Raw genomic sequence first — 11,104 nt, 5'->3', positions numbered from 1 at the left:
GACTTTGGTCCGGTCCGGATCATCGACGATTAATCCCCCTTTCCATGTGGACCGGAGCGGTGCTTCTGGTGATCACCGATTCCCTGGCTCGCACCCTCACTTCCTTTGATCTGCCGGTGGGAATTATCACTTCTCTGGTGGGGATTCCCTTTTTTGTCTATCTCCTCCACAGGGAACGTTTGGGAGGCACCGGATATGCTTGAGATATGCCATCTCTCCTACGGGAAAATCCTGCGGGAGGTAAGTCTAGCTCTTCGCAAGGGCGAGTTGGTGGTTCTCCTCGGACCCAACGGAGCCGGTAAGACCACTCTCCTTCGATGTATTCTGGGTTCCTGTTCTCCCTCCCGGGGTGAGATTCGGTTTGCCGGGCGCTCCCTGGCTACGTTTTCCCTTCGCGAGAAAGCCCGTCTTCTGGCCTATATTCCCCAGTCCTATCAACCGGTTTTTCCCTATACCGTATTAGAATTTGTCCTCCTGGGGCGCACCCCTTATCTGGGTTTCTTCTCCTCTCCAGGGAAAAGAGACCGGATTCGGGCCCGGGAAATACTTCAAAAACTGGGCCTTGAGTCGTTCGAGGGTCGGCGGGTGACGGAGCTTTCCGGTGGCGAGCGTCAGCGTGTGCTTCTGGCCCGGGCCCTCCTTCAAGAAGCCCGGATACTTCTCCTGGATGAACCCACCGCGAATCTGGATCTCCAACATCAGGTAAAAATTATGACCCTGATCCGGCAGATGACCAGGGAAAGAGGGCTTACGGTGATGGCTACCCTGCACGACCCGAACCTGGCCCTGAGCTTTGCCGACCGGGTGCTTCTTATAAAGGAAGGACGCCTTCTGGGAGAACTTAATCCCGCTAACCCCGTGGAAATCCGGAACCATCTGGAGGAACTCTATCAGGTCCCTCTGGAGGTGCTCTCTCTTAATGGCCGGACCCTGGTATTTCCCGTCCAGATCTTTACCTCCAAGGGTAACAAGCTTTTAGAAAGGGGGAATGGGGATGAAGTCCATAAAGATAGGAGCCATATTCTGGGCCAGTTATGTGCCGATTCTGGTGAAAGCCGCCGAAAAAGTCCGGAAATATGGTCTTGAAGTAAAGATTTTTTCCTCCCGTGCCCTGGAAACCCGGGTCCAGAAGAGAGAGGAAGCACTCAGGGCCCTTTCCCGGATGGACCTTCTCCTCCTTTATCGATCCGGCGATTCTTTTTGGGAAGAAATGCTTCCCGAACTTTCCGAACTGGCCAGGCACCGTCCGCTGATCTCTCTGGGATACCAACCGGAGCACCTGACCCTCTCCAATGTAGCCCCCGAGATAGTGGAGAAAGCTCTGCGTTATGTCCTTTACGGAGGGGAGGAGAACTTTGTGCATCTTCTTCTCTATGTGGCCTCCTCGGCCGCAGGCCTCGAACTTCCCTGGCAGGAACCGAAAGTCCTTCCCATGAGCGGGATCTATCATCCCCGCGGCCCTCGCCTTTTTACCGATCTTGAGGAATATCTGGCCTGGTATCGGCCTTCCCCGAACCTGCCCCTGGTGGGGGTCCTTTATCCTCGTCACAACTGGGTAAACGGGGAAATGGAGGTGGAAAAGGCCTTTATCGCGGAACTGGAGAAGCAGGGATTGGGGGTAGTTCCTGTCTTTAGCTACAGCGTAAGGGATCGAAGTCTCGAAAGTGAAGGGCCGGGGGAAGCGGTAAAGAAATTCTTTCTGGCCGGGGGAAAGCCCCGGGTCGAGGCCCTGGTCAAGTTCATTTTTTTCTTTCTGGGAAGTACCCGGGAGAAGGACCTTTCGGATCCCTCGGTTTCCACCTCCGGGGTGGAGGTCCTTCGGCAGCTCGGAGTGCCGGTATTTCAGCCGGTGGTGGCTTATTCCCGCACGGTGAGCGAGTGGGAAGAGGATCCCCAGGGGCTTTCGGCTGAGGTGGCCTGGTCGGTGGCCCTTCCGGAATTCGAGGGGGTCATAGAGCCTCTATTTCTTGGGGCTATGAAAAGGGAAGAGGATCCCTTGACCGGGGCTGTTTTGGAACGTCGAGTTCCGGTAAGGGAGCGGGTAGAGAGGCTGGCCAAGAGGGTCAGGGCCTGGATCGAGCTTCGGCGCAAGCCCCCGGCGGAACGCCGGGTGGCCTTTATCCTTCACAATAATCCCTGTGCCTCGGTGGAGGCCACGGTGGGCTCCGGGGCCCATCTGGATACCCTGGAGAGTGTGGCCCGCATCCTGAAACGTCTCAAGAGAGAGGGGTATCGCGTGGAGGAAGAACCGAGCAGCGGGAAGGAATTAATAGATCTGATCCTCAAGAGGAAGGCCATTTCGGAGTTTCGGTGGACCACGGTGGAGGAGATCGTAAAGAAGGGAGGCGCCCTGGCCATGGTCCCGCTTGAGGAATACCTCCCCTGGTGGGAGGAATTCCCGGAAGGAGTTCGTGTGCGGATGAGGGAGGCCTGGGGAGATCCTCCGGGGGAGGAGAAAAACGGGGTCCCTGCGGCCATGGTCTATCAAGGAAAAATTGTGGTCACCGGGCTCCGTTTTGGAAACGCGGTGGTCTGCGTTCAACCCAAACGGGGTTGTGCCGGGCCGCGTTGTGACGGGAAGGTATGCAAAATCCTTCACGATCCCGAGGTTCCTCCGCCCCATCAGTACCTGGCCACCTATTGGTGGCTTGAGAGGGAGTTTAAGGCGGATGTGATCGTTCATGTGGGAACCCATGGCAATCTGGAATTTCTTCCCGGAAAGGGGGTAGGGCTTTCCGCGGCCTGTTTCCCGGATCTCTCCCTTCATGAGCGGCCCCATCTTTATATCTACAATTCCGACAATCCTCCGGAGGGCACCATCGCCAAACGTCGAAGCTATGCCGTTCTGGTGGATCATCTGCAAACGGTACTTGAGGCCGGAGGGCTCTACGAAGATTATCTCGAACTGGATCACCTCCTTGAGGAATACGAAAAGGCGGTTCGCGGAAGTCCGGCCCGGGCCCACGAGATACTTCACCGTCTGGTTGACCTGGCCCGTAAAACCGGTCTGGAGGAGGTCAAACCCCCCGAGGAAGACGCCCCCGAGGAGTTTATTCGTCGTCTTCATGAGGCCCTGACCCGGCTTCGAACCACTCAGGTGCCCAGGGGTATGCATATCTTTGGGGAGATCCCCCGGGGTGAAAAACAGGTTGCCTTCATGCGAGCCGTGCTGCGCTACGATTCCGGAGAACCTTCGGATCTTCGGCGAGTGATAGCCCGGGCCCTGGGATTTCGCCTGGAGGATCTTCTTAAGGATCCCGCCCGGGGCCGGCTCCTTGAACGGGTGGAAAGACTGGCTGAAGAGTTCATCCGGGGGGTCCTGGAGGAGAAAGAAGCTCGGGAGGTCCTGGTTCGTCTCTGCGGAAAAGAGGCTTGCGAGAGGGTCCCCGGGGAAGAGCTGCAAAAGCTTATCTTCCGGATAAAGGATCTAAAGCACCGCCTCGAGGCCTCAGACGAGATGGGAGCTTTGCTTTGTGGGCTCTCCGGAGGTTACATTTCTCCCGGTCCCTCGGGGCTTATAACCCGCGGTCGGGACGACATCCTTCCCACCGGAAGAAACTTTTATTCCCTGGATCCGGAAAGGGTACCCACTAAAGCGGCCTACGCCGTGGGGGTCAAGCTGGCCGAGGCCCTGCTTGAAAAGTTTCGAAAAGACGAAGGCCGGCTCCCCGAAAACGTAGCTTTTTACTGGATGTGCACGGACATTATGTGGAGTGAAGGGGAGGTCATGAGCCAGATCCTTTACCTGCTGGGGGTAAGACCGGTATGGCTTTCCAACGGTCGGGTGAAAGGGTTTGAAGTTATTCCGCTGCGCGAACTGGGACGTCCTCGCATAGACGTTACCATCAGGGTTTCGGGAATTACCCGGGACAATTTTCCACAGTGTCTAGCGCTGGTGGATGAAGCCGTGTGTCGGGTGGCGGAGCTTCCCGAACCGCCGGAGATGAATTTCGTGCGCAAGCACACCCTGGAACGGCTTGAAAAACTGAAAGGCAAAAAGGATGCCCTGCGCCGGGCCACCTTCCGGATCTTTGCCTCACCTCCGGGTACTTATCAGTCCGGGGTGAACCTTGCGGTTTATGCCTCGGCCTGGAAGACCGAAAAGGATCTCGCCGAGGTCTTCCTGTACTGGAACGGCTACGCTTACGGAAAGGGGGTCTTCGGAGAGAAGGCCCACCGGGAACTGGCCGAGGGCCTGCGCACGGTGGAGGCAACCTTTAACAATACCTTCACCGATGAATACGATCTATTCGGTTGCTGCTGTTACTTCGGCACCCACGGCGGGCTTACGGTGGCCGCAAGGGAACTCTCCGGGAAAAAGGTAAAGGCCTATTACGGTGATACCAGGGAGAGGGCAGCGGTTGCGGTTGGCGACCTGGCTGATGAAATCCGGCGGGTGGCCAGGGCTAAACTCTTGAATCCACGCTGGATAGAAGGCATGAAACAACACGGCTACAAGGGAGCGGCGGAGATCTCCAAACGCATCGGGCGCCTATTCGGCTGGCAGGCCACCACCGGCGAGGTTGACCACTGGATCTTTGACGAAATTACCCGTAAATTTGTGCTTGACCAGGAAAATAGGGATTTCTTCATGCAACACAACCCTTATGCCCTGGAGGAAATCGCCCGCAGATTGCTTGAGGCCGAAAAGAGGGGGCTATGGAGGCCGGAGGCCGGTTTGCTGGAAAAATTAAGGGATGTCTATCTTGAGCTTGAGGGGCGACTCGAGGATACGATGGGAGAGACCGGAGGCGGCTTCCAGGGCGGGGCTGTGGATATGTATTCGGTGGATGAGGTGGCGGAATGGCAGGCGAGGATGGAGGATCTCCGCAGAGAAATCGGAGAGATAGGGAAATGACAAAAAGGCTTTATCCCCTTTCGGCCATTGTGGGGCAGGAGAGGATGAAGCTTGCCCTCATGCTCTGCGCTGTAAACCCGCGGCTTTCCGGGGTGCTCCTTTCCGGGGAAAAGGGCACAGGCAAGTCCACCGCCGCCCGGGCCCTGGCTCGTCTTCTGGAAGGCCCTTTTGTGAACCTTCCCCTCTCGGTAACCGAGGAACGATTGACCGGTCACCTCTCTCTGGAGGAGGCCTTAAAACACGGGCGAAAGGTCCTGGTCCCCGGTCTTCTGTCTCAGGCCGAGGGTGGGGTGCTTTATGTGGATGAGATCAATCTTCTCGCTCCCCACCTGGTTTCCCTCCTTCTTTCCGCCGCGGAGTCCGGGCGATTCCTCCTTATCGGTTCCATGAATCCCGAGGAGGGCCCCATCTCCCCGCAGCTCCTTGATCGGTTCGGTCTTTATGTGGAGGTCTCCGCCGAAAAGGACCCGGGCCTGCGGGTGGAGATCCTGAGACGACGCCTCCTCTGGGAGATGGATCCCGGGGGTTTTGAGGAGACCTTTGCGGAGGAGGAAGGGAGACTCCGGGAGGAGATCTTAAAGGCCCGGAGGTTGCTTCCTGAGGTCCGGATTTCCGGCTATCTGCGGGCCCTCATAGCCCGGCTGGCCCTTGAGGCCGCTGCGGCCGGTCACCGGGCAGAGATCTTTCTTTTGGAGGCCGTTCGGGCCCATGCGGCCCTAAAAGGCCGTTCCGAGGCCACCTCCGAGGACGTGGAATCCGTGGCCGAACTGGTTCTTGCCCACCGCAGACGGGAAAGGGAGAGGAAAAGACCCCGGCCCGAAAGTAAGCCCGGGGAAGAAACCAGGAAAGACCATAAGTCTCCTGAAGAAAATTCCTCCCCCCGGGGAAAGGAGGCCTCCGGAGGTCGTTCTCCCGAAGCGCCGAGCGAGGGGCAAGATAAAGAAGAGGACGCTCCGGCCGATCCCAAAGGGGCCGAACCTGAGGAGGTAAGGCCCGAAGAGGGCGAGGACAAAGTCTTTCCCGTGGGAGAGGTCTTTCCGGTGCGGGAATTTTCCCTTTCCCCCACCAGACCCCGGGAGATCCGGATCTTCGGCCGACGCACCAGGGGTTTTTCCCTTGCGGGAAGGGGGCATTTTGTGCGAGCGGTTCCTTACCAGGGGGAAGGAGAAATCGCCCTCATTCCCACTTTTCTTTCGGCCCTTTTCAAACGAAGGTTGCGGGGAGATGCGGCGGACCGACTGGTGGTTCGGAAGGAGGATCTCCGGGCCAGGCTTAAGCTGGTAAAGGGTTCGCGTCTTATTCTTTTTTGTGTGGATGGTTCGGGTTCCATGGCTGCCGAGGCCCGGATGCGGGAAACCAAGGGGGCCATCCTGAGCCTTCTCCTTTCCGCCTATCAGAAGCGCGACAGAGTTTCTCTGCTGGTCTTCCGGGGCGAGAAGGCCCGGCTGGTTCTCCCTCCCACTAATTCGGTGGATCGAGCAGCACGAATCCTTTCCGATCTTCCGGTGGGAGGTTCCACTCCCCTTCCCGCAGCCCTGAGGAAACTTCACCATTTGCTTTCCCTCGAGCGCCGAAGGAACCCGCATAACCTTACCTCGGTCATTCTCATCACCGATGGGCGGGGCAACGTGAGTCTTACCGGGAGGCCACCCCGGGAGGAGGTGGAGCTTCTGGCCCGGAAACTGGCCCTGGATTTTCCGGAAGTGGAGTTTGTGGTGGTGGACACCGAAACCGGGGCGGTGAGGCTGGAGATGGCCCGGAAACTGGCCCGTCTTCTTTCCGCCCGTTACTTTACCCCCGAGGCCCTTCGGGCCGACCGTCTGCTTGAGATCACGCGCAAGATTATATAATCCGCAAAGCTTTCTCGGTTTAAGGATCTGTTTTATTTCTTGGTTTCTAAGTGGTGCTAAGGATGGAGGAGAGCAGGCCGGAAGCGACTCGGGCGGTTGACAACAGGAGCGAAAATTGCTAAAAATTCTAAAATGATCAAGGAAGGCGCGTAGCTCAGTGGGAGAGCGCTTGCTTGACGCGCAAGAGGTCGGCGGTTCGATCCCGCCCGCGCCTACCATCGCCGATAAGGCCTCTTCGGGGTGTTTTCCCCAAGAGGCCTTACTTTTTGTTTTGGGGAAAGGAAGTGAAGAGTCTTAAGCTTATATATAACGAACGCGAGGTGGAGGTGGAGGCCGGGGTGCGGGCCTCCGCCCTGATCGAACTTTTGGGGTTGGGGAACCCTCATCCCCTGGGTTTTCGGATCGAGGAAGAGATAGTGGATCTGCAAACCCCTCTCACCCGCGGGGGAAGGGTGGAGCCGATCTTTCCGGGCACCCCGGAGGCCCTTCCCATTCTGAGACACACCGCGGCTCATGTGCTGGCGCAGGCGGTAAAGGAGCTTTTCCCCGAGGCCCGTCTGGGGATCGGTCCGGCCACGGAAGAGGGGTTTTATTACGACTTCGACGTGTCCGAACCCTTCACCGAGGAAGATCTGGCCCGAATCGAAAAGCGCATGAAAGAGATCATAAAAAGGCGCATTCCCCTGGAGCGTGAGGAAATTTCCAAACCAGAGGCGGAAAGAATCTTTACCGAACGAAGGGAAACTTATAAACTCGAACTTATCCGAGAGATTCCGGAAGAGAGGGTGAGTATTTATCGCCAGGACGACTTCGTGGATCTCTGTCGGGGGCCGCATCTTCCGCACACCGGGCTCATCAAGGCCTTCAAGCTCCTTTCCGTGGCCGGAGCCTACTGGCGGGGTGATGAGCGAAATCCACAACTACAACGCATTTACGGCACGGCCTTTTTTGATAAGGAAGAACTTCGGGCCTATCTGGAAAGGCTCGAAGAGGCCAAGCGCCGGGATCATCGGCGGCTGGGGCGCGAACTGGAGCTTTTCAGCATTGAAGAAGAGGTAGGCCCCGGACTCATCCTCTGGCATCCCAAGGGAGCCATAGTGCGCAAGGAAATAGAAGACTTCTGGCGGGAGGAACACCTGAAGCGTGGTTATCAGCTGGTCTATACCCCTCACATTGCCCTGCGGGATCTCTGGAAGGTCTCCGGCCATCTGGATTTTTACGCCGAAAACATGTTCGCCCCCATGGAGATCGATGAGAGGGCCTATCAATTAAAGCCCATGAATTGTCCCTTCCATATTCTTATCTACAAAAGCAAAAAACGCAGTTACCGGGAATTTCCCCTTCGTTACTGTGAGCTGGGCACGGTCTATCGGTACGAGCGAAGCGGGGTGCTCCACGGGCTTCTTCGGGTGCGGGGTTTCACCCAGGACGATGCCCATATCTTTTGCCGGGAGGATCAGCTGGAGGAGGAGATCTTTAAGGTCCTGGATCTGGTAGTGTATTTTCTTTCGGTCTTCGGATTCAGAGAATATCAGATCTATCTTTCCACCCGTCCGGAGAAATACGTTGGCACCGAAGAGATCTGGGAGAAGGCCGAGGGGGCTCTGGCGGCGGCCCTGGAAAAGAAGGGGCTTCCATACGAGATTGATCCCGGGGAGGGGGTTTTCTACGGTCCCAAGATCGATCTCAAGATTCGGGATGTCCTGGGTCGATTCTGGCAGTGTTCCACCATTCAGGTGGATTTCAACATTCCCGAACGTTTTGACCTTACCTACATGGGCCCGGATAACCGTCCCTATCGGCCCATCATGATCCACCGGGCCCTTCTGGGGTCGCTGGAGAGGTTCTTCGGGGTGCTCATTGAGCATTATGCCGGGGCCTTTCCGGTGTGGCTGGCTCCGGTGCAGGTGGTGGTGCTCACCGTGGCCGATCGACACGAACCCTTCGCACGCGAGATGTATGATTTCCTCAGGGGCTCCGGCATTCGGGTGGAGCTGGATGCCCGCGGGGAGCGTCTGAGCTATAAGATCCGGGAGGCCCAGGTCAAGAAGATTCCCTACATGGTGATTGTGGGAGACAGGGAGGTGGAGGAGAGACGGCTTACGGTGCGCACCCGCGGGGGAGAGAATCTTACCTTCGCCCCGGAGGAATTCCGGGAGAAAATCCTTCGGGAGATCCGCGAAAAAATCGTCTAGGAGGGATTTTTGGGCAGCATTGACAAGCGTAAGTATCGGGTAAACGAAAAGATTCGGGCCCGGGAGGTACGGCTTATAGGGCCGGACGGGAAACAGATCGGAATTGTTCCTCTGCGAGAGGCCCTGGCCAAGGCCGAGGAATACGGTCTGGATCTGGTGGAGGTAGCTCCGCAGGCCCGCCCTCCGGTCTGTAAGATCATGGATTACGGGCAGTTCCTCTACCAGGAGGCCAAAAAGGCCAAGGAGGCCCGAAAGCGTCAGGCTCAGGTGGAGATCAAGGAGATCAAGGTCCGTCCCAAGACCGAGGAACACGATCTTCAGACCAAGATCAAGCATATCCGGCGGTTTCTCGAGGATCGAAACAAGGTCAAGATTCGGGTCTTTTTCCGCGGGCGTGAGATCGTACATCCGGAGCTGGCGCAGAAGGTCTTGCAAAAAATCCAGGATGCGGTTAAGGATTTGGGCCAGGTGGAGATGGCCCCACGGATGGAGGGGCGGCAGATGATCATGATCCTGGCTCCGCTGAAAAAATAAACGGGAAGGGGTATCTTCCATGGGTAAGAAAAATAAGATGAAGACCAATCGTTCGGCGGCCAAACGCTTTAAAGTCACCGGGAAGGGGAAGATTGTTCATTTTCGGGCCGGAAGAAGCCACCTCAATCGGAAAAAGAGTGCCAAACGGAAACGCACCCTGCGGCACGATAAGGTCCTTGAGGGTGGTTATGTGCAGCATGTAAAGCGTCTGATTCCGTACAAGTTTTAGGGAAGGGAGGTAGATAGACATGCCCCGTGCCAAAGGTGGTTTTAAGACCCGGAGAAGGCATAAGAAGTGGATCAAGCTGGCCAAGGGTTACTGGGGTCAGAGGAAGAATTGTTTCCGGCGGGTGAGAGAGACGGTGGAGCGAGCCCTGGTCTATTCCTATCGGGACAGGAAACAGAAAAAACGGGATTTTCGGCGGCTCTGGCAGGTGCGGATTAATGCCGCGGCCAGGCTGCACGGGTTGAATTATAGCCGTTTTATGGGAGGGCTTAAGAAGGCTGGCATCGCTCTGGACCGCAAGATCCTGGCCAACCTGGCCGTGACCGAACCCGAGGTTTTTGCCAAGCTGGTGGAGAAGGCCAAACAGGCCTGGCAGTAGAAATATTTATGACCGAGAAGGAACTGGAGGAATTAAGATCCCGGGCCCTTAAGGAGCTGGAGGAAGTCCGGGATCTCAGGGCGCTGGAAGAGGTTCGGGTCAGATACCTCGGCAGGAAGGGGCTGGTCACCGCGGTCGTAAAGGGGATTAAGGATCTTCCTTCCGAGGCCCGCAGAGTTATCGGCCGGCGAGCTAACGAGCTCAAGAACGAGCTCGAGGATCTGATCCGGCGTCGTCGGGAGGAGCTTCTCAGGGCTGCGGAGGATCAGGCCCCGGGGGTGGATCTCACCCTTCCGGGGCGTCCTTACGAGCTGGGCAAGCTTCACCCTGTAACCCAGATCCTCCAGGAGATCTGCGAAATATTTCTGCGCCTGGGGTTCGATATCGCCCGCGGGCCGGAGGTGGAGACCGATTATTATAATTTTGAGGCCCTGAACATCCCGCCGGACCATCCGGCCCGGGATATGCAGGACACCTTTTATCTGGAGAACGGACTGCTCCTGCGCACGCACACCTCTCCCATCCAGATTCGAACCATGCTCTCTCGTCAACCTCCGTTGCGAATCATCGCCCCGGGAAAGGTATATCGTTGTGACTCCGACGTACGACATACCCCTATGTTTCATCAGGTGGAGGGGCTTCTGGTGGATCGTGAGGTGAGTTTTGCCCATCTTAAAGGGCTTCTTACTTACTTTGCCCGGGAGATTTTCGGCCCCCGGACCCGGGTGCGTTTCCGTCCCAGTTATTTTCCCTTTACCGAACCCAGCGCGGAGATGGACATCCAGTGCGTGATCTGTCGGGGCAGGGGGTGTCGGCTCTGCGGAGATACGGGCTGGCTGGAGATCCTGGGAGCCGGCATGGTGCATCCCCATGTGTTTCGGGCCGTGGGCTACGACCCGGAGGAGTGGAGGGGGCTGGCCTTCGGGCTGGGGGTGGAACGGATAACCATGCTCCGCTTCGGAATAGATGATATTCGTCTCTTTTATGAGAATCATCTCTATTTTCTGGAGCAATTTTAGATGGTTTCGAGCTTCAGGTAGTAAAGAGCCAGGGATAACCGAT

At 57.1% G+C, this 11,104-nt stretch carries 9 protein-coding genes and 1 tRNA gene; all 10 read left to right on the top strand.

What is annotated here, in order from left to right:
- Positions 1-203, top strand: a 203-nt coding sequence (locus F8J34_RS07850) for an iron chelate uptake ABC transporter family permease subunit (protein WP_297058021.1), incomplete at its 5' end; no start/stop codon positions are given.
- A complete protein-coding gene (locus F8J34_RS07845; RefSeq protein ID WP_297058018.1) occupies positions 196-1,086 on the top strand; it encodes an ABC transporter ATP-binding protein in 891 nt (296 codons plus the stop codon). The genes F8J34_RS07850 and F8J34_RS07845, both read left to right, overlap by 8 nt.
- Complete coding sequence (gene cobN / locus F8J34_RS07840; RefSeq protein WP_297058016.1) at positions 995-4,858, top strand: cobaltochelatase subunit CobN; 3,864 nt, start codon at positions 995-997, stop codon at positions 4,856-4,858. The genes F8J34_RS07845 and cobN overlap by 92 nt, the downstream gene beginning before the upstream one ends.
- Entirely contained in the window at positions 4,855-6,708 is a 1,854-nt protein-coding gene (locus F8J34_RS07835; protein ID WP_297058014.1) for a VWA domain-containing protein, read from the top strand. The genes cobN and F8J34_RS07835 overlap by 4 nt, the downstream gene beginning before the upstream one ends.
- Before the next feature lie 143 nt (positions 6,709-6,851).
- Positions 6,852-6,926: transfer RNA gene (locus F8J34_RS07830), tRNA-Val, on the top strand.
- A 66-nt stretch (positions 6,927-6,992) separates the two neighbouring features.
- Entirely contained in the window at positions 6,993-8,903 is a 1,911-nt protein-coding gene (thrS, locus tag F8J34_RS07825) for a threonine--tRNA ligase (RefSeq protein ID WP_297058011.1), read from the top strand.
- An 18-nt stretch (positions 8,904-8,921) separates the two neighbouring features.
- Complete coding sequence (gene infC / locus F8J34_RS07820) at positions 8,922-9,437, top strand: translation initiation factor IF-3 (protein ID WP_363315434.1); 516 nt, start codon at positions 8,922-8,924, stop codon at positions 9,435-9,437.
- A 19-nt stretch (positions 9,438-9,456) separates the two neighbouring features.
- On the top strand, positions 9,457-9,666 hold the full coding sequence (gene rpmI / locus F8J34_RS07815; RefSeq protein ID WP_297058006.1) for a 50S ribosomal protein L35: 210 nt from the start codon (positions 9,457-9,459) through the stop codon (positions 9,664-9,666).
- A gap of 19 nt (positions 9,667-9,685) precedes the next feature.
- The gene (gene rplT / locus F8J34_RS07810) at positions 9,686-10,042 is read left to right on the top strand and encodes a 50S ribosomal protein L20 (protein ID WP_297058004.1); all 357 of its coding nucleotides are present in this window, start codon (positions 9,686-9,688) and stop codon (positions 10,040-10,042) included.
- An 8-nt stretch (positions 10,043-10,050) separates the two neighbouring features.
- On the top strand, positions 10,051-11,061 hold the full coding sequence (gene pheS, locus F8J34_RS07805; protein WP_297058002.1) for a phenylalanine--tRNA ligase subunit alpha: 1,011 nt from the start codon (positions 10,051-10,053) through the stop codon (positions 11,059-11,061).
- Positions 11,062-11,104 lie beyond the last annotated feature (43 nt).

Source organism: Thermosulfurimonas sp., from assembly GCF_015491435.1.
Classification (GTDB): Bacteria; Desulfobacterota; Thermodesulfobacteria; order Thermodesulfobacteriales; family Thermodesulfobacteriaceae; genus Thermosulfurimonas_A.
This window is presented reverse-complemented; position numbering and strand designations above follow the sequence as displayed.